The sequence below is a fragment of the Streptomyces flaveolus genome (genome assembly GCF_000716535.1).
GTDB lineage: Bacteria > Actinomycetota > Actinomycetes > Streptomycetales > Streptomycetaceae > Streptomyces > Streptomyces flaveolus_A.
The window spans coordinates 60,983-80,806 of the sequence record NZ_JNWV01000029.1; the positions used below are offsets into that span (position 1 = coordinate 60,983).

General features: G+C 72.4%; 13 protein-coding genes. 6 read left to right on the top strand and 7 right to left on the bottom strand.

All coding sequences use genetic code 11. The features are described from left to right. Window positions 1-32 precede the first annotated feature (32 nt). On the bottom strand, window positions 33-1,217 hold the full coding sequence (locus OO52_RS29525; RefSeq protein WP_030653341.1) for a globin domain-containing protein: 1,185 nt from the start codon (window positions 1,215-1,217) through the stop codon (window positions 33-35). A gap of 308 nt (window positions 1,218-1,525) precedes the next feature. Here OO52_RS29525 and glnA point away from each other — a divergent pair, with 308 nt between their 5' ends. Further along, a complete protein-coding gene (gene glnA / locus OO52_RS29530) occupies window positions 1,526-2,887 on the top strand; it encodes a type I glutamate--ammonia ligase (RefSeq protein WP_030653337.1) in 1,362 nt (453 codons plus the stop codon). Between the two features lie 166 nt (window positions 2,888-3,053). Continuing rightward, window positions 3,054-4,403 (top strand): MFS transporter, encoded by a 1,350-nt coding sequence (locus OO52_RS29535; protein WP_030653335.1) that lies wholly within the window; start codon window positions 3,054-3,056, stop codon window positions 4,401-4,403. Window positions 4,404-4,450: 47 nt separating this feature from the next. Here OO52_RS29535 and OO52_RS29540 read toward each other — a convergent pair whose 3' ends face one another. The 4 genes from OO52_RS29540 to OO52_RS29555 all read right to left on the bottom strand — a co-directional run bounded on the left by OO52_RS29540 (window position 4,451) and on the right by OO52_RS29555 (window position 10,115). Continuing rightward, the gene (locus OO52_RS29540) at window positions 4,451-6,814 is read right to left on the bottom strand and encodes an Orn/Lys/Arg decarboxylase N-terminal domain-containing protein (RefSeq protein WP_030653332.1); all 2,364 of its coding nucleotides are present in this window, start codon (window positions 6,812-6,814) and stop codon (window positions 4,451-4,453) included. A gap of 142 nt (window positions 6,815-6,956) precedes the next feature. Then, complete coding sequence (locus OO52_RS29545; RefSeq protein WP_030653329.1) at window positions 6,957-7,976, bottom strand: TolB family protein; 1,020 nt, start codon at window positions 7,974-7,976, stop codon at window positions 6,957-6,959. Continuing rightward, complete coding sequence (locus tag OO52_RS29550; protein WP_030653326.1) at window positions 7,973-9,226, bottom strand: MFS transporter; 1,254 nt, start codon at window positions 9,224-9,226, stop codon at window positions 7,973-7,975. The genes OO52_RS29545 and OO52_RS29550 overlap by 4 nt, the downstream gene beginning before the upstream one ends. A 1-nt stretch (window position 9,227) precedes the next feature. Further along, window positions 9,228-10,115 (bottom strand): alkaline phosphatase family protein, encoded by an 888-nt coding sequence (locus OO52_RS29555; RefSeq protein ID WP_030653324.1) that lies wholly within the window; start codon window positions 10,113-10,115, stop codon window positions 9,228-9,230. Window positions 10,116-10,243: 128 nt separating this feature from the next. Between OO52_RS29555 and OO52_RS29560 the strand changes: the two genes are divergently transcribed. After that, window positions 10,244-11,254, top strand: a complete 1,011-nt coding sequence (locus OO52_RS29560; protein ID WP_420711437.1) for a DUF72 domain-containing protein — start codon at window positions 10,244-10,246, stop codon at window positions 11,252-11,254. 835 nt (window positions 11,255-12,089) lie between these two features. Then, window positions 12,090-15,110 carry a bifunctional [glutamine synthetase] adenylyltransferase/[glutamine synthetase]-adenylyl-L-tyrosine phosphorylase gene (locus OO52_RS29570; protein ID WP_030656556.1) on the top strand — a complete coding sequence of 1,007 codons (3,021 nt, stop codon included), beginning with the start codon at window positions 12,090-12,092 and terminating at the stop codon, window positions 15,108-15,110. On the opposite strand, the gene OO52_RS29575 is transcribed toward OO52_RS29570, so the two are convergent. Together OO52_RS29575 and OO52_RS29580 are read right to left on the bottom strand one after the other, a co-directional pair. Continuing rightward, on the bottom strand, window positions 15,092-15,952 hold the full coding sequence (locus OO52_RS29575) for a phosphatase PAP2 family protein (protein ID WP_030656559.1): 861 nt from the start codon (window positions 15,950-15,952) through the stop codon (window positions 15,092-15,094). The genes OO52_RS29570 and OO52_RS29575 overlap by 19 nt on opposite strands. 69 nt (window positions 15,953-16,021) lie before the next feature. Further along, window positions 16,022-17,056, bottom strand: a complete 1,035-nt coding sequence (locus tag OO52_RS29580; RefSeq protein WP_030656561.1) for a LacI family DNA-binding transcriptional regulator — start codon at window positions 17,054-17,056, stop codon at window positions 16,022-16,024. Window positions 17,057-17,433: 377 nt separating this feature from the next. On the opposite strand from OO52_RS29580, the gene OO52_RS29585 reads away from it, so the two are divergent. After that, a complete protein-coding gene (locus OO52_RS29585; RefSeq protein WP_030656563.1) occupies window positions 17,434-18,708 on the top strand; it encodes an extracellular solute-binding protein in 1,275 nt (424 codons plus the stop codon). Window positions 18,709-18,813: 105 nt separating this feature from the next. Next, window positions 18,814-19,818, top strand: coding sequence for a carbohydrate ABC transporter permease (locus OO52_RS29590; protein WP_030656565.1), 1,005 nt, complete (start codon window positions 18,814-18,816; stop codon window positions 19,816-19,818). The last annotated feature ends 6 nt before the right edge of the window (window positions 19,819-19,824 follow it).

Consider the following 19,824-nt stretch of genomic DNA (forward strand, 5'->3'; position numbering starts at 1 on the left):
GGGCGCTCAGCCTCGCGCCGTCTTACGAGCGCTCAGCCCTGCGCCAGCCAGAGGTCCGGGCCGAACACCTCGTAGTGGATGTCGGCCGGGGACACGCCCTTCTCGATCAGCTGGGTGCGGATCGCGCGCATGAAGGGGAGCGGGCCGCACAGGTACGCGCGCGTGCCGGGGTGTACGGCGATGCCGGTCAGGTCGACCAGGCCGGTGCGGGTGCCCGGCTCGGCGTCGCGCTCGTAGAAGAAGTGCGCGGAGGCGTCGGGCAGCTTCTCCGCGTACGCCGTGTGGTCGGCGCGCAGGGCGTGGTCGGCGGGGGAGCGGTCGCCGTGCACGACGGTGACCGGGGCGCCGTGGCCGCCCGCCGCGAGGTCGGCCAGCATCGCGATCATCGGGGTCACGCCGATGCCCGCCGAGGCGAGCAGCAGGGGCGTGTCCGGGTCGCCGGCCAGGACCAGGTCACCGTACGGCTCGGACAGTTCCAGGACGTCGCCGGGCCGCACGCGCGCGTGGAGGTGGTCGGAGACCTCGCCGTCGGGCGTCGCCTCGCCCCGCACGCGCTTGACGCTGATCTGGCGCACGGCCTCGCCCGGTGCCCCGGTCAGGCTGTACTGCCGTATCTGCCGGGCACCGTCGGACAGGGTGACGCCGACGGAGACGTACTGCCCGGCGCGGAAGCCGGCCACCGGGCCGCCGTCGGCCGGACGCAGCCGGAAGGTGACGACGTCCGGGGTCTCCTCGACGCGCTCGACGACCTCCCAGGCGCGCAGGCCGGGGCCGCCGCTCTCCTCGTACAGCCGCTTCTCGATGGCTATGAGGGCGTTGGCCATCAGCCAGTACACCTCGTCCCACGCGGCGGCCACCTCGGGGGTGACGGCCTCGCCGAGGACCTCGGCGATGGCGGCGAAGAGGTGCTCGTGCACGACGTCGTACTGCTCGGGGGCCACGCCCAGGGAGGCGTGCTTGTGCGCGATGCGGCCGAGCATCGCGTCCGGCCGCCGGTCCGGGTGGTCCAGCAGGTGCGTGGCGAAGGCGGCGATCGAACCGGCGAGGGCCTGCTTCTGGGTGCCGGAGGCCTGGTTGCCGCGGTTGAAGAGGTTGCGCAGCAGGTCGGGGTGGGCGTCGAAGAGGCGGGCGTAGAAGCGCTCGGTGATCTCGCCGATCGCCGCGCCGACGGCGGGCAGGGTGGCGCGGACGGTGGCTGCGGACTGCTCGGTCAGCATCGGGACTCCTCGGAGAACTCGGCTGATCAACACGCTATGAAAACTTGCATCTGAGATGCAAATTTAACGGGCGTGGTGTCGGTCACGGCGGAAGCGGACCGGCCATTACGGATGTCGGTCCGAGCAGGCAAGATGGGGCGAGAGCGCAGTACACCTGCCGTACGACAGGCGTTCAGGGCGAGGACGCTCGGGCGATCAAGGTCCGCAACGCGCGTGAAATGGTGTTGTGGTGGGATGCTCAGGTGCCCGACCGCCTCCCGTGGTACGGGGGACAGGCGGCCTGACCAGCAAGGATGGGGAAGCGGAAGATGGACAAGCAGCAGGAGTTCGTGCTCCGGACCTTGGAGGAGCGCGACATCCGGTTCGTACGCCTGTGGTTCACGGACGTGCTGGGCTTCCTCAAGTCCGTCGCCGTGGCCCCCGCCGAGCTGGAACAGGCCTTCGACGAGGGCATCGGCTTCGACGGCTCCGCCATCGAGGGCTTCGCCCGGGTCTACGAGTCCGACATGATCGCCAAGCCGGACCCGTCCACCTTCCAGGTCCTGCCGTGGCGCGCGGAGACCCCCGGTACGGCCCGCATGTTCTGCGACATCCTCATGCCGGACGGCTCACCGTCCTTCGCCGACCCGCGGTACGTCCTGAAGCGCGCCCTCGCCCGCACCTCCGACCTGGGCTTCACCTTCTACACCCACCCGGAGATCGAGTTCTTCCTGCTGAAGGACCGCCCGCTGGACGGCTCCCGCCCGACCCCCGCCGACAACTCGGGCTACTTCGACCACACCCCCACCAACGTCGGCATGGACTTCCGCCGCCAGGCGATCACCATGCTGGAGTCGATGGGCATCTCGGTGGAGTTCTCCCACCACGAGGGCGCGCCGGGCCAGCAGGAGATCGACCTGCGCTACGCGGACGCCCTCTCCACGGCCGACAACATCATGACCTTCCGCCTGGTCATGAAGCAGGTGGCGCTGGAGCAGGGGGTGCAGGCGACCTTCATGCCGAAGCCGTTCTCCGAGCACCCCGGCTCCGGCATGCACACCCACCTGTCCCTCTTCGAAGGCGACCGCAACGCCTTCTACGAGTCCGGCGCCGAGTACCAGCTCTCCAAGGTCGGCCGCTCCTTCATCGCGGGCCTGCTGCGGCACGCGGCGGAGATCTCCGCGGTCACCAACCAGTGGGTGAACTCCTACAAGCGCATCTGGGGCGGCTCCGAGCGCACCGCCGGCGCCGGCGGCGAGGCCCCCTCCTACATCTGCTGGGGCCACAACAACCGCAGCGCCCTGGTCCGCGTCCCGATGTACAAGCCCGGCAAGACCGGCTCGGCCCGCGTCGAGGTCCGCTCCATCGACTCCGGCGCCAACCCGTACCTGGCCTACGCCGTCCTCCTCGCCGCCGGCCTGAAGGGCATCGAGGAGGGTTACGAGCTGCCGCCCGGCGCCGAGGACGACGTCTGGGCCCTCTCCAACGCCGAACGCCGCGCCATGGGCATCGAGCCGCTCCCGCAGAACCTCGGCGAGGCCCTGACCCTGATGGAGGGCAGCGACCTGGTCGCCGAGACCCTCGGCGAGCACGTCTTCGACTTCTTCCTGCGCAACAAGCGGCAGGAGTGGGAGGAGTACCGGTCCGAGGTGACGGCGTTCGAGCTGCGGAAGAACCTGCCGGTGCTGTAAGCGCAGGTCACGGCGGGTTTCCGCTGAAACGATCCCCTGGGGCCGACGGTCGTGGACCGTCGGCCCCGCGGCGTCCCACGGCCGTGTGCCATGACACCGCCGAGCCGCGGACTGACACGCACCCGAAGTCGTCGATCCGGCCCGCGTCCGGCCCTAGCATGCGCCTGTGGCACCGCTGCTCGCCGTGTGCGCCGGGTACTTCATGGTCATCCTGGACGTCACGATCATCAATGTCGCCGTGCCCTCGGTGGGCCGGGAGCTGGCGGCCTCGCTCACCGGCATCCAATGGATCACGGACGGCTACACCCTCGTGTTCGCCGGGTTCCTGATGACGGGCGGCGCGCTCGGTGACCGGCTGGGCAACCGGCGGGTCTTCTGCTCGGGTGTGGCGCTGTTCGTGGTGTCGTCGGCCGTGTGCGCGGGCGCGCCCAGTGCCTCCGTGCTGGTCGCGGCCCGGCTGGTGGAGGGGCTCGGCGCGGCGCTGATCGTTCCCGGCTCGCTCGCCCTGCTCCAGGAGGCCTACCCCGAGCCGGCGGCACGCTCGCGCGCCTTCGGGCTCTGGGGGTCGATGGCGGGGATCGCCGCCTCCGCCGGGCCGCTGCTGGGCGGTCTCCTGGTGTCCACCGTGGGCTGGCGGTGGGTGTTCCTCATCAACGTGCCGGTCGGCGCGGCCTGCCTGGTCCTGACGGCGCGGTACGTCGCGCTCTCGCCGCGGAACCCGGACCGGGCCGTGGACTGGCCGGCGCAAGCCGCCGTGGTGGCGGCCGTGGCGCTGCTGACCACCGCCCTGAACGAGGCCGGACGGCGCGGCTGGTCCGATCCCGCCGTCCTCGCCGGGCTGGGCCTGGCCGCCCTGGCCGTGGCCGGGTTCGCGGTGCGTGAGCGGCTCGCCCGGGCCCCGGCCCTGTCGCTGCGGCTGCTGCGCCCTCCGGCGATGAGCGGAGCGGCCGTCGTGGGGCTTCTGTTCAACTTCGGCTTCTACGGCATGGTGTTCACCGCCAGCCTGTACTTCCAGCACCAGCGCGGCTTCAGCGCCCTGCGGACCGGGCTGGCGTTGTTCCCGGCCGTGGCGGTGACCATGTTCGCGTCCGTCCTGTCCGGGCGCCTGACCCGCCGTACCGGAGACCGCCCGCTGGTGGTCTCCGGCATGCTCCTGGGCGCGCTCGGGCTGGCCGGCTGGGCCGCGGCCGGGACCGATCCGGCCTACCCGCTGCTGGTGGCGCCGATGATGGCCACCGGGTTCGGTACGTCCTTCGCGCTGACCGGCTCGACCGCCACGGTGATGGGCGCCGCACCCCGGGCGTACGCGGGAGCCGCCTCCGCCCTGTTCAACACCACCCGCCAGATCGGCAGCGCCACCGGCGTCGCACTCGGCGGCAGCCTGCTGGCGACCAGCACCGACTACGGCACCGGGGTGCGCCTCAGCATGGCCGTCGGCGCCCTCGCCTATCTGGCCGCGGCCTGCCTCGCCTGGCGGTGCGTGCCGGCCAAGGAGGCCCACGCCGCCGCCCGGTGACCGCGGACCGTACGCGTCGCGCGTGCCAGGCCGGGCCGACGGTCGGCTCAGTGATCGCGCAGGCACTCGATCTCGTAGTCCCCGCTGTCCTCGTCGATCGTCACCCCGTGCGTCTCGCTGCGGAAGCCCGGGAAGTGGCGGTCGAAGGTCTCCAGGGCCGTGAGGTAGCGCAGGAGGGGGCCGTCGGGGGCGCCGGTGGACTCGCCCGGCATGAGGACCGGGATGCCCGGCGGGGTGACCGTGACCATCGCCGCCGCCACCCGGTGCGCCGCGTCGGCGACGCGGACGCGTTCCGTGCCGCCCCGCACCAGCCGCTGGTAGCAGTGCTGGGGCGGGTGGACCGGCTCCGGCAACTGCTGGAACGCGGTGTCCAGCAGCTCCACCAGGCGCGCCGAGCGCAGCTGCTCGTGCATCTGCCGGCACAACTCCCGCAGGGTCAGGCCCGAGTAGCGGCGAGGGTGCGCGGCGACCGCCTCGGGAAGAACCCGGCCGAGCGGGGCGTCGGCGTCGTACAGGGCCTTGAAGTCCATCAGGGCGTCCAGCAGCGTGCCCCACTTGCCCTTCGTGATGCCCATCGAGAACAGGATCAGCGTGGTGTAGCTGTCGGTCTTCTCGACCACGATGTTCCGGGTGGCCAGATAGGCGGTCAGGACGCGCGCCGGGATGCCCTCCTCGGCCATCTCCCCGGTCGCGGTGATGCCGGGACAGGTCAGCGTGACCTTGACCGGGTCCAGCATGCAGTGACCCTCGGTCAGCCCGGGGAAGCCGTGCCAGGCCGCGCCCGGCTCCAGCAGCCAGCAGGACTGCTCCGTGCGCAGCAGCTCCGGCGGGGCCTCGTCGAAGGGCAGGCGTTCGCCGGTCGCCGGGTCGGTGACCTCCTCCGGCTGCCAGACGCCGAAGAACCACGGCGGCCGGTCCCCGGCGCTCTCCACCCGCCGGCGCAGCCGGACCATCTCCTGCCGGAAGCGGATCGCCTCCGTCACCGCCTCGTCCACCAGCCACTCGCCCTGCGGGCCGTCCATCATCGCCGTCGCCACGTCCAGCGAGGCGATCATCGGGTACAGGGGCGAGGTGGTGCCGTGCATCATCAGGGCCTCGTTGAACCGGTCGTGCTCCACCGGCGCCCGGGGCGCGGGCCGTACGTGCACCATCGCCGACTGGGACAGCGCGGCCAGCAGCTTGTGCGTGGACTGGGTCGCGAAGACCGTCGGCCGGTCCGGCCCGGGGAAGGCGTCCGCGTCCACCGACATGCCGTACCGGCCCCGGTACAGCGGGTGGAAACGGGCGTACGCGAACCACGCCTCGTCGAAGTGCACCCGGGGAGTGCTGGCCGCGAGCGCCCGCGCGGTCGGTACGGCGGCGTAACTCAGGCCGTCGTAGGTGGAGTTGGTGAACACCGCGTACTGCGCCTCGCGGGATGCGGCCCCCTCGGCCAGCGGGTGCGCGGCGATCCGGGCCGCGATCGAGTCCGCCGCCAGCTCGGCCGGGGGCAGCGGCCCGGCGAGACCGTACCCGTTGCGCGTGGGCACCAGGTAGACGGGCCGGGCGCCGGAGACCACCAGGCCGTGCAGCACCGACTTGTGGCAGTTGCGGTCCACCAGCGCCAGTTCGTCACGGGTGACGCTGAAGTGGCCCACCAGGCGGTTGCAGGTGGAGTCGCCGTGCAGCACGAAGTAGGTGAGGTCGGAGCCGAAGACGCGGGCCGCGTTGCGCTCCGCCTCCCCGATCGGGCCGGTGTGCTCGAAGAGAGAGCCCAGCTCCTCCACCGAGATCGACAGGTCGGAGCGGAGCAGCCGTTCGCCGAAGTAGTCGTGGAAGGCGCGCCCCGCGGGCGACTTGAGGAAGGCGACGCCACCGGAGTGGGCCGGGGTGTGCCAGGAGTACTCGTGGGCGTCGTCGAAGCGCCGCAGCGCCCGGAAGAACGGCGGCAGCACGTCCTCCCGGTAGGCGCGGGCGGCGCTGGTGATCCGGCCCGCGATGAACCCCGGGGTGTCCTCCAGCGGCCACACGTACCCGACGACCGTCTCCGACACCCACAGCGGCAGTTCCCGCACGCCCTCGTCGGCCATGACCAGGAACACCGGCAGGTCCCGGAACCGCCGCCCGATCCGGCGCAGTACGGCGGCCCCGCCCGGGGCCCCGTCGAGGGTGCCGTCCGCCGGGGCGAGCGCGGCGCCGGGACCGTCACCGCCCCGCCGCACCGCGTCCCCGGGCAGGTCCCAGGCGACCACGGCCGCCGCGAGACCCGCCTCGGTCCGCAGCACCGCCTCGGCGTCCTCGGCGCTGACCGCCCAGCGCACCTCGAAGCCGTCCGCCTCCACGGCGTCCCGGATCTTCCGCAACTGCTCGGCTCCGGCGCCCTCGGCGCGTGGATGCTGCGGTACCGCGACCAGGATCCTGCTGTCGGCCATCCCGTGCCCTCGCCTTCCCCGGCGGCCACGCGGCCACCACGCCGGAAGTCTCGGGCGTGACCGCCGGCCACGACGGGGGCCGCGTACGGCAAACCACCGGGATGACGGAAAAGCCGGGCTGCCGCGTTGACCCCCGAAGGGACTAACCGAGGTACGCCGGTGACACCGCGGCCGAGCTGATCCGGTGGGCCCGTCCGGAGCCGTCCGCCGGGACCTCGTACAGGTCGGCGCCGTAGTCCCCGGGCAGCGCGTACACGAGCGTGCGGGTGTCCTTCCACACCGCCTGGTCGTCCACGCTGCGGGTCTCGGCGAGCGGGGTCTCGCGCATCGTGCGCAGGTCGAGGACGTACAGCCGCCAGGGCGCGTCCTTCGGCAGCCCCGCGACCCGCTTCTTGTACGCGACCCGGGTGCCGTCGGGCGACAGCGACGGGCACTCCACGTTGGTGTGCAGCGTGCTGACCGTACGGCGGCGCAGGTCGCCGCGGACCAGATACGTCCGGCCCCCGGTGGCCAGCGTCGCGTAGAACGTGCGGTCGTCGGCCGCGAACGTCACTCCCCAGAAGTTGACGTCCGCCGCCCGGTACGGATGCCCGTCCCTGACGATCCGGAAGTCCTCGAGGGACGGGATCAGCTTCCCGCTGCGGGTGTCCACGACGGCCGCGCGCGTGGAGAAGTTCGTCCCGGCGTACGAGTCGCCGCCCACGAACGCCGTCCAGGCGGCGAAGTGTCCGGTGGGGGAGACCCGCGCGCGGGAGGGGATGCCCGGCACGTCGTAGCGGTCCACGGTCCGCAGGCGCGCGTCCAGGATCAGCGCGCGGTAGGTGTCCGAGACGGGCCCGTGCACCGCCTGGAGGCACACCCCGGTGCCCGAAGCGGCGTAGAACCGCAGGCACTTGAGGCCGGACGCGGTGCGCGGCGCGTCCGGGGCCGAGGCCGGGACGCTGGTCAGCTCGTCGCGGTGCGGCCCCCACGCCATGTTCCGGAACACCAGCCGGCCCGACTGGCGCAGCGTCACCGTCCCCGGTGTGACGCTCGGCCCGCCGGCCTGTGTGTGGTCACGGCGGTCCGCCCGCGCGGAGGCGTGCAGCACCGACGCCAGCCCGACCGCCGCCAGCACGCAGACGGCCGAGACCAGGATCAGGATGCGGGTGCGTACGGTCATGCGGGCACCGTTCCCTTCGGGCGCAGGGTGAGGGAGAACGCGGCACACGCGGCCAGCGCCACCGCCGCGCCCGCCAGCGCCGCCCGGTCGCCCCACACCGTCCAGGCGGCGCCGAACAGCAGCGAGCAGGCGAACCGGGTGAGCGCCTGCCCGGTCTGTACGACGGCCAGCCCGGAGGAGCGCAGCCCTTCCGGCACGCTGTCCGAGGCGGCGGCCATCAGCACCCCGTCGGTGGCCGCGTAGAAACCGCCGTGCAGGGCGAGCACGAGATACGGCAGACCCGAGCCGTGCCAGGAGGTGAGCAGCAGCGCGTACACGACGAGCAGGGCGCCGTGGCCGGCCAGGAAGACCGTCCAGCGGCCCACCCGGTCCGCGAGCCGGCCGAGCGGCACCGCCAGCAGCAGGAAGGCCGCGGCCGTGCCCAGGGGCAGCAGCGCGAACCAGCGGTCGGGGACGCCGAGGCGGCGCTGGAGCAGCAGGTAGACGAAGGAGTCGCTGACCGTGGCGAGGCCCAGAAGCAGCGCGCACACGGTGATCCGGCGCAGCTCACGGCCGCGCAGCAGGGCGAGGGCCGCGCGGACCGTCGGCCGTTCGGCCGGGGCCGCGTCACCCCGCCCGCCCGGCACGAACAGCACCAGCACCAGGACGCCCAGCACGGCGACGCAGAAGCTCACGGTGAACACCGCGTCGTACCCGTCTACGGTGGCCCGCAGGATCAGGAACGCCACCAGCGGCCCGAGCAGGGCCCCGGCCGTGTCCATCGCCCGGTGCACCCCGAAGGCCCGCCCGCGCGTCTGTGGCGTACTGGCCAGCGAGATCAGCGCGTCCCGGGGCGCCGTGCGCAGCCCCTTCCCGGTCCGGTCGGCGGCGAGCACGACGCCGATCGGGGTCAGCGTGTGCGCCACCAGCAGCAGGGGCTTGCACACGGCCGAGATGCCGTAGCCCAGCCCGGCGACCCACTTGTGCCGTCCGCCGCCCCGGTCGGCGAAGTGCCCGCCCACCAGGCGCACGAGCGCCGAGAACCCGTTGTAGATCCCGTCCAGCAGCCCGAAGCCCAACGGCGACAGACCCAGGCCGGTCACCAGGTACAGCGGCAGTACCGCCGTCACCATCTCCGACGAGACGTCGGTGACCAGGCTCACCGTCCCCAGGGCGAGCACGGTCGGCGCGACCGCCGCACGGCGCCGCCCGGCCGGAGGCCGGACGGCACCATGAGCGGACGTACTCGCACGGCTGTCCGCTACGTACACGTCAGGACGTCCAGATGCCGGTGATGTCCTTGGCGGAGGCCGCGTTGCCCGCGTGCGTGGTCAGGCCCTGGGTGTCCTCCAGGGTGCGCAGCAGGTCGTAGTGGTTGTACGTGGTCGAGGAGCTGGACCCGGCGGCGACGGGCTGCCCGTAGAACACGGTCGGGATCTTGTTCCCGCTCAGCCGGTTGTCCTCGTCGAAGGTGACGACGAGCAGGCTGTTGTGGGACTTGGCCCAGGTCGCGTACGCGCCCAGGTTGTTCTTCAGCCAGGTGTCACCGGTGGACACCGAGCAGTCGTGCATGTCGCTGCACAGGTTCGGCACCACGAACGACATCTGCGGCAGCGTCGAGTAGTCCGTCGGGAACTGGGCGAACGTCTTCGCGGTCGAGGTCGGTACGTTGCTGAATCCGAACCAGGGGTTGTGCTTGCGCGCGTAGTTGCCGCTGCTGCACGTCGTGGAGCCCTGGCTCGGCAGCGTCTCGTTGTAGCTGGCCCAGGTGCGCCCGGCGCCGATCACCTCGGACGCGAGGTTGCGCGCCGAGGAGAACCCCGGGGTGTAGCAGCTGTCGTCGGTGATCCCCTGCGTCGAACCGGAGAACAGCGCGAAGTAGTTCGGCTGGCTGGGGTGGGTCACGGCGTACGACTGGGTCAGGTTGGCGCCCCCCGCCTTCAGCGAGTTGATGTACGGCGCGCTGGAGGAGCCGATGACCTGGCTGTAGGCATGGTTCTCGAAGACCACGACGACCACGTGGTCCGGGCTGGGCACGGCGCCCGCGGCATGCGCGGACCCCTCGCCGAGCCCGGTCCACAGCCCGACCGCGGCCGCGGCGAGGGCGGCCGCGGACGCCACGACGGCGCGGGCACGGCGGTACACGGAACTGCCGGACACATCAACCTCCGGGTAAGGATGGACAGGCTGGCGGTGTGGACAGAGCATGCTCACGCCAACGTGCCGGTGGCCCACGCGTGCCAACCTCACGGGTGAAGACCCGATGAACGCCGGGTACTCGCGCCCGCATGGCGGACATCCTCATCGGCACCTGCGGCTGGACCGACCCGGCACTGCTCAGGAGCGGCTGGTACCCACCCGGCCACCGCGACGCGGAGAAGCGGTTACGCCACTACGCCACGCGCTTCCCGCTGGTCGAGGCGGACTCCCCGTACTACGCCCTGCCGGGCCCGCGCACGACCACCCTCTGGGCCGAACGCACACCCCCCGGCTTCCGTTTCGACGTCAAGGCGTTCTCCCTGCTCACCGGCCACCGCACCCGCCCCGCCACCCTCCCCCCGGACCTCCGCGGCCACCCCCACGACGAGGCCCTGCGTACGGAGGTGTGGACCCGTTACGCCGAAGCGCTGGCCCCCCTCCGCGACGCCGGACGCCTGGGCACCCTCCTCTTCCAGTACCCGCCCTCCCTCACCCCCGGCCAGAAGGCCGAGGCCTTCGTCCGCGCCGCCCGCGAACGCGCCCACGACTGGCCGTTCGCCGTGGAGTTCCGTGATCCCGCCTGGTGGCACCCCGACCGGGCGGCCCGTACGGCGGCGTTCCTGAGGGACCTGAACGCGACGGCGGTGGCCACGGACAGCCCCGACGCCCCGCCCCCCGCCCCCGTCACCACCCCCCACCTGCACCTGATCCGCTTCCACGGCCGCAGCCCCCACTGGGGGAAGGGCACGAAGGAGGAGCGCTTCCGCCACGCGTACACCGAGCGGGAACTCTCGGCCTGGCTGCCCCCCATCCGGCAGGCAGCCGCACAGGCCGAGGAACTGCACATCCTCTTCAACAACTGCTGCGGGGACGCGGCACCGAGGGCGGCCCAGACCCTGCACGACCTCTTGGCGAGGACGCGGGATCGGCGCGGGCCGGAGGAACCGAGGGAACCCACGACGGCCATCGGCCGCCCACGGCGGGAAGGTGACGTGCCGTCTGGTGTCCGCGACTGCTGCGCGGAGGGGGCCCCGGGGGCCGGCCTTGCCGGCGAGGCAGGACCGGCGCGGGCCTGCGGGAGGGTGAGCGGGAGCCCGTGACGGCCCGCGCCCGCGTACGGCGGGAAGGTGACGTATCGGGTGGTGTCCGCGACTGCTGCGCGGGCGCGGCCCTGGGGGTCGGCCTTGCTGGCGAGGCGGGACCGGCGCAGGCCGACGGGAGGGCGAGCGGGAGCCCGTGACGGCCCGCGCCCGCGCACGGCGGGTGGTGTCCGCGACTGCTGCGCGGGCGCGGCCCTGGGGGTCGGCCTTGCCGGCGAGGCAGGACCAGCGCAGGCCGGCCGGAGGGTGAGCGGGAGCTCATGAGGGCCCGCGCCCGCGCACGGCGGGAAGGGGACGTGTCGGGTGGTGTCCGCCCGCAGCGGCCGGCGATAACCCCGGTACCGCACGAGCGACAGCCCGCCGGACCGAGGACGGACACCACCCGGCGCGGCCCCGACCCACACTCCACGGCAGGCGCGACCCAAGCCACGAGGCACCCGCAGCGGCCGCCGCAGGCACAGGACCGCCACCCTCCACGGACCCACCGCACGGCGCCCGACACGGACCCGCCACCGCGCCCTGGCACGCTCGGGAAGCCTTACCCGCCCAGGCCGTCGCATGGCGCTCCGGCACGGACCCGCCACCGCGCCCCGGCACGCTAGGGCCGCCGCACTGCATCCGGCACGGACCCACCGCACGGCGCCCCGACAGGGACCCGCCACCGCGCCCCGGCACGTTCAGGAAGCCGCACCCGCCCAGGCCGCCGCCCCGCGCCCGACAAGCCCCCCCCGAAGCCCCGCCCGCCGAAGACGCCGGACGGCAACCCACCCCACCCCGCCCCCCTCCGGTTAGGCTCTGGCCAGGACGACAGAAGATCCGAGGGGAGACCACGGACATGACGCCGGGGCGCAGAAGCAGCACTTTCACCCGTCTGCTGCGGCACGGCTTCACCGACCCGTCCGCCGCCGAACGCCTCCTCGACGGCCCCGAACTGGCCCCCGTCCGCGACGACCCCGTCCTCCTCGAAGCCCTCGGCGCCACCGCCGACCCCGACCTCGCCCTGCACGGCCTGGTCCGCCTCCTGGAGGCCCAGCCCAGTCCCACCGCCCACCGCGAACTGCTGGACACCCTCATCGCGGCCAAGCCGCTGCGCGACCGCCTGCTCGGCATCCTCGGCGCCTCCGCCGCCCTCGCCGACCACCTCGCCCGCCACCCCGGCGACTGGCACGCCCTGGTCACCTACGAGCCGCACGACCTCCACCCGGGCGTCGCGGAGTTCGAGCGCGGCCTGGCGGACGCCACCGACCCGGTCTCGCTCCGCGTCGCCTACCGCCGCTGCCTGCTGTCCATCGCCGCCCGCGACGTCTGCGGCACCACGGACGTCGCCGAGGCGGCCGCGGAGCTCGCCGACCTGGCCACCGCCACCCTCCGCGCGGCCCTGTCCCTCGCCGAACGCGCGGCCCCGGAGGACGCCGCCGCCTGCCGCCTGGCGGTGATCGCGATGGGCAAGTGCGGCGGCCACGAGCTGAACTACGTCTCCGACGTGGACGTGATCTTCGTGGCGGAGCCGGCCGAGGGCACCCCCGAACCCCAGGCCCTCCGGTCCGCGACGAAGCTCGCCTCCCACCTCATGCGGATCTGCTCGGAGACCACGGTCGAGGGCTCCATCTGGCCGGTGGACGCCAACCTCCGCCCCGAGGGCCGCAACGGCCCCCTCGTGCGCACCCTCAGCAGCCACCTCGCCTACTACCAACGCTGGGCGAAGACCTGGGAGTTCCAGGCCCTCCTCAAGGCCCGCCCGGTGGCCGGCGACACCGCGCTCGGCGAGGCGTACATCGACGCCCTCGAACCCCTCGTGTGGAAGGCGGCGGACCGCGAGAACTTCGTGGTGGACGTGCAGAAGATGCGCCGCCGCGTCGTGGAGAACATTCCCGCCGCCGAGGTCGACCGCGAACTCAAGCTGGGCCCCGGGGGCCTGCGCGACGTCGAGTTCGCCGTGCAGCTCCTGCAGCTGGTGCACGGCCGCACCGACCCCGCCCTGCGCAGCGGCACCACCCTGGACGCCCTCCAGGCCCTCGCCGCGGGCGGCTACGTCGGCCGCGAGGACGCCGCCCGCCTGGACGAGGCGTACCGCTTCCTGCGCTCCATGGAGCACCGCATCCAGCTCTACCGCCTGCGCCGCACCCACCTCGTGCCCGAGGCGGAGCCCGACCTGCGCCGCCTCGGGCGTTCCCTGGGCCTGCGCGCCGACCCGGTGGCCGAGCTGAACCGCGAGTGGAAGCGGCACACCGGCGTCGTACGCCGGCTGCACGAGAAGCTCTTCTACCGCCCGCTGCTCGACGCGGTCGCCCAACTCGCCCCCGGCGAGGCCCGGCTGCGCCCGGAGGCGGCCCGTGAACGCCTGGTGGCGCTCGGCTACGCCGACCCGGCCGCCGCCCTGCGCCACCTGGAGGCCCTGGCCTCCGGCGTGACCCGCAAGGCGGCGATCCAGCGCACCCTGCTCCCGGTCCTCCTCGGCTGGTTCGCGGACTCCGCCGACCCGGACGCCGGCCTGCTGAACTTCCGCAAGGTCTCCGACGCGCTCGGCAAGACCCCCTGGTACCTGCGCCTGCTGCGCGACGAGGGCGCGGCGGCCGAGAACCTGGCCCGCGTGCTGTCGGCGGGCCGCCTCGCCCCGGACCTGCTGATGCGCGCCCCCGAGGCGGTGGCCCTGCTGGGCGACGGCAGCGGAGCGGGCCCCACGGCGGTCGGCGGCGGCCTCGCGCCACGGCAGCGGGCCGCGCTGGAGCAGGAGATCCTGGCGGCCGTGGGCCGCGCGGAGAACGCCGCGCAGGGCGTCACCGCGGCCCGTGGCGTCCGCCGCCGCGAGCTGTTCCGCACCGCCGCCGCCGACATCGTCGGCTCCTACGGCACCGAGACCAGCCCCGCCGAGGCCGACCAGGGCGCCCTGGTGGACCGGGTCGGCGCGGCCGTCTCCGACCTGACCGCGGCCACCCTCGCCGGCACCCTGCGCGCGGTGGTCCGGGAGGGCTGGGGCGACACCCTGCCCACCCGGTTCGCGATCATCGGGATGGGCCGCTTCGGCGGGCACGAGCTGGGTTACGGCTCCGACGCGGACGTGCTGTTCGTGCACGAGCCGCAGGACGGCGTGGACGAGCACGAGGCGTCCGCCGCCGCGAACAAGGTCGTCGCCGAGATGCGCCGGCTGCTCCAGCTGCCCAGCGCCGACCCGCCGCTGCTGATCGACGCGGACCTGCGCCCGGAGGGCAAGTCGGGCCCGCTGGTGCGCACCCTGAAGTCGTACGAGGCGTACTACCGCCGCTGGTCCCTGGTCTGGGAGTCACAGGCGCTGCTGCGGGCCGAGCCGGTCGCCGGCGACGCGGAGCTGGGCCGGCGGTTCGTCGAGCTGGTCGACCCGCTGCGCTACCCTGCCAAGGGTCTCACCGAGGACGGGGTCCGCGAGATCCGCCGGCTGAAGGCCCGCATGGAGTCCGAGCGGCTGCCGCGCGGCGCCGACCCCAAGCTGCACACCAAGCTCGGCCCCGGCGGCCTGTCCGACGTCGAGTGGACGGTCCAGCTGCTCCAGATGCGCCACGGCCACCACGAGGCGGGCCTGCGCACCACCCGCACCCGCCAGGCCCTGGCCGCCGCCCGTGAGGCCGGGCTGCTGTCCGCCGAGGACACGGAGATCCTGGACGAGGCGTGGGTGCTGGCCACCCGGGTGCGCAACGCGGTCATGCTGGTGCGCGGCCGGGCCGGGGACACCTTCCCGACCGAGCCGCGCGAGCTGGCCGCCGTCGGCCGCTACCTGGGCTACGGCTCCGGGCACGCCGGGGACATGCTGGACGCGTACCGCCGTACCACCCGACGGGCGCGCACGGTGGTGGAGGAGCTGTTCTACGGCGACAGGGCCTGAGCCGGCGCGGGGGTCCTGGACGGGACCAGCCGGGGCAGGGCGTAGGGCAGACTGCCGTACCACACCCGCGCCACCGTGAATCCGAAGGTCAGGCAGAGCACACCGCCCACCGCGTCCAGCCAGAAGTGGTTGGCGGTGGCGACGATCACCAGCAGGGTGGCCGTCGGGTACAGCAGCCCGAGCACCCGTACCCACGGCACCGACGCCAGCGCGAAGACCGTCAGCCCGCACCACAGCGACCAGCCGATGTGCATCGACGGCATCGCCGCGTACTGGTTTGACATGTGCTTGAGGTCGCCGGAGGCCATCGAGCCCCAGGTGTGGTGCACCATCACGGTGTCCACGAAGTGCCCGCCGCGCATCAGCCGGGGCGGTGCGAGCGGGAACAGGTAGTAACCGACCAGGGCCACACCCGTGGTCGCGAAGAGGACCATCCGGGTCGCCGCGTAGCGGCCGGGATGCCATCGGTACAGCCACACCAGCACCCCGATCGTGATGACGAAGTGCAGTGTGGCGTAGTAGTAGTTCATCCCGATGATGAGCCAAGGCGCCGAGTTGACCGCATGGTTGACCGACTGCTCGACGGCGATGCCCAGCGCGTGCTCGGCGCGCCAGATCCAGTCCGCGTTGCGCAGCGCCGCGGCCCGCTGCTCCGGCACGGCGTTGCGGATCAGTGAGTACGTCCAGTAACTCACCGCGATCAAAAGGATCTCGAACCACAGCCGGGGCCGCCTCGGCCGGCGCAGCCGGCCCAGCGGACCCCGTGGGACCTCGCCCGTGACGGCCCGCGGAACGGCCACCTCCTCGCGACCTTCCGGCTCTGTCACGGTCGAGTCACTCATAGGCACAGAGTCTGCCAGACAAGCCTTCCCTCGGCCGATCATCCCAAGGTCGGGTCCGCGGCGCACCTTCTACGACGTACGGAGGACATTCGGGGCCGAAGCGGTGGAACCGCGCACCACCAGTTCCGGCATGAACACGAACTCGCTGTGCGGCGCCGGTGTCCCGCCGATCTCCTCCAGCAGCGTGCGCACCGCCGCCTGACCCATCGCCGGGACCGGCTTGCGGATCGTGGTCAGCGGCGGGTCGGTGAAGGCGATCAGCGGTGAGTCGTCGAACCCGACCACCGACACGTCCCGGGGCACCTCCAGGCCCCGCTGCCGGGCGGCCCGTATCGCACCCAGCGCCATCATGTCGCTGGCGCAGACCACCGCCGTGCAGCCCCGCTCGATCAGCGCCGTCGCCGCCGCCTGACCGCCCTCCAGGGTGTACAGCGAGTGCTGGACCAGCTCCGTCTCGACGGTCTGGGCGGGCAGCCCGAGCTGGTCCTGCATCGCCCGGACGAAGCCCTCGATCTTGCGCTGCACGGGCACGAACCGCTTCGGCCCGAGCGCCAGCCCGATCCGGGTGTGCCCCAGCGACACCAGGTGCGTCACCGCCAGCGTCATCGCCGCCCGGTCGTCGGGGGAGATGAACGGCGCCTGCACCTTCGGCGAGAACCCGTCCACCAGCACGTACGGCACGCCCTGCGCGCGCAGCCGCTCGTAGCGCTGCATGTCGGCGTTGGTGTCCGCGTGCAGCCCGGAGACGTAGATGATCCCGGCGACCCCGCGGTCCACCAGCATCTCGGTCAGCTCGTCCTCGGTCGACCCGCCCGGCGTCTGCGTGGCGAGCACCGGCGTGTAGCCCTGGCGGGTCAGCGCCTGGCCGATGACCTGGGCCAGGGCCGGGAATATCGGGTTCTCCAGCTCCGGCGTGATCAGGCCCACCAGGCCCTCGCTGCGCTGCCGCAGCCGTACCGGGCGCTCGTAGCCCAGGACGTCCAGAGCGGCGAGCACGGACTGGCGGGTGGTGGCGGCGACTCCCGGTTTGCCGTTGAGGACCCGGCTGACGGTCGCTTCGCTCACCCCCGCCTGCGCAGCGATGTCGGCAAGCCGTGTGGTCACGGCACCGGACTGTACCGGTCGTATCTCCCCTTGCACACCGGCCGGACGCCGGGCGCGGGCGGGCGCACGGCCTGCCGTGGGTTGCTGCGTCATCGCGCTCCCTCGGGTTTCTTGGTGGCAAGAGCTTGCAAGTCTTGCACAAGTGTCGTCATCGCCGCTCAGCGCCTGCGCCACTGGGTCGCGCCGCGGTCGACGGCTGGTCACGACGGGGTAACCATCGTGTCCCCTTGCACTTTTTTTCTGCAAGGTCTTTCGCAACGCTTACATGGCTGTTACGTTCCCAGTCGCCCGGCCGCGGCAACGGCGCAGTCGGCAAGTCGCAGGGGCGGACGGGACCGTCCTCTGTACCACTCGGGCTTAACCCTCAAGGAGAACTCATGCGGCGTGGCATAGCGGCCTCCGCGCTGGTGGCGTCCCTCGCCCTGACGGCGACGGCGTGCGGCGGGAGCGACAGCGACAGCGGGAAGTCGGACGGCCCGGTCACCATCACCTGGTGGGACACCTCCAACGCCACCAATGAGGCGCCGACGTACAAGGCCCTGGTCCAGCAGTTCGAGGCTGCCAACAAGGACGTCAAGGTCAAGTACGTCAACGTCCCCTTCGACCAGGCGCAGAACAAGTTCGACACCGCGGCCGGTGCCAAGGGCGCCCCGGACGTGCTGCGCTCCGAGGTCGGCTGGACCCCCGCCTTCGCCAAGAAGGGCTTCTTCCTGCCCCTCGACGGCACCGAGGCCCTCGCCGACCAGGGCAAGTTCGAGCCGAACCTGATCAAGCAGGCCCAGTACGAGGGCAAGACCTACGGCGTGCCGTTCGTCACCGACACCCTCGCGCTGGTCTACAACAAGGCCCTGTTCAAGAAGGCCGGCATCACCGAGGCCCCCAAGACCTGGGACGAGCTGAAGGCCGACGCCGCCAAGATCAAGGACAAGGCCAAGGTCGACGGCTACTGGGGCTCCACCCAGGCCTACTACGCCCAGACCTTCCTCTACGGCGAGGGCACCGACACCGTCGACGTCGCCGCCAAGAAGATCACGGTGAACTCGCCGGCCGCCAAGAAGGGCTACGGCACCTGGCTGAGCCTGTTCTCCGGCAAGGGCCTGCACAAGGCCGACGCCACCGCCGACGCCTACGCCCACATCCAGGACGCGTTCGTCAACGGCAAGGTCGCCGCGATCATCCAGGGCCCCTGGGAGATCACGAACTTCTACAAGGGCAGCGCCTTCACGGACAAGTCCAACCTCGGCATCGCCACCGTCCCGGCCGGCTCCACCGGCAAGGCGGGCGCCCCGACCGGCGGCCACAACCTCTCGGTCTACGCCGGCTCGGACAAGGCCCACCAGGCGGCGGCCCTGAAGTTCGTCAAGTTCATGACCTCGGCGCAGTCCCAGGAGACCATCGCCCTGAAGAACTCCACCCTGCCCACCCGCTCCGACGCCTACACCGACAAGGTCAAGGCCGACCCGGGCATCGCCGGCTACCAGGGCGTCCTCGCCGCCGCCCAGCCCCGCCCGGCGCTGCCCGAGTACAGCTCCCTGTGGGGTCCGCTCGACACCGAGCTGCCCAAGGTCGCCAGCGGCAAGGAGTCGCTGGACAAGGGCCTGGGCAACGCCGAGCTGGCCATCTCCAAGCTGGTCAGCGGCTTCAGCAAGTAAGCCCGCGTGGCCGTCGGATCCTTCCGGTGAGAACGGGGGGAAGGATCCGACGGCCACCGCCCTGTGCCCGGCCCAACCCCTTGATCTTTTTGAAGGTGTCGAACCATGACAGTCGCCATCGACCGCGCGACCGGCAAGCGCCGCGGTGACCGCGCGCCTCGGCCCGGGCTGGGGCAGCGCGTCAGAAACGGTTTCCAGAAGTACTGGTACGCCTACGCGATGATCGCCCCGGTGGTCGTCGTGCTCGGCGTCCTCGTGGGCTACCCGCTGGCCCGGGGCTTCTACCTCACCCTCACCGACGCCAACAGCCTGAACTCGGCGCGCACGATCGGCGTCAACCACATCGACGCCACGTACAAGTTCATCGGCCTGGACAACTACCAGGACATCCTGTTCGGCCCGACGGCGTACGACCGGTTCTGGTCGCACTTCCTGTGGACCGTGTTCTGGACGGTCGCCTGTGTGGCCCTGCACTACGGCATCGGTCTCGGCCTCGCGCTCATGCTCAACCAGAAGCTGCGCGGCCGTACCGTCTACCGGCTGCTGCTCGTCCTGCCCTGGGCCGTGCCGACCTTCGTCACCGTCTTCTCCTGGCGGATCATGCTCGCCGACTCCGGGGTGCTCAACCAGATCCTCGGCGCTCTCCACCTGCCCCAGCCGGAGTGGCTCGAGGACACCTTCTGGCAGCGGTTCGCGGCGATCATGGTCAACACCTGGTGCGGTGTGCCGTTCATGATGCTGTCCCTGCTCGGCGGCCTGCAGTCCATCGACTCCTCGCTCTACGAGGCCGCCGAGATGGACGGCGCCAGTGCCTGGCAGCGGTTCCGGCACGTCACCCTGCCCGGCCTGCGCTCGGTCAGCTCCACCGTCGTGCTGCTCGGCATCATCTGGACCTTCAACCAGTTCGTCATCATCTTCCTGCTGTTCGGCAAGAACTCCGCCCCGGACGCCCAGATCCTCGTCACCTGGGCCTACCAGCTCGGCTTCGGCCAGCAGCCGCGCGACTTCGCCCAGTCCGCCGCCTACGGCGTGCTGCTGCTGTCGATCCTGACCGTCTTCACCTCCTTCTACTTCCGCTGGCTGAAGCGCAATGACCAGCTCGCCGTCTGACGCCGC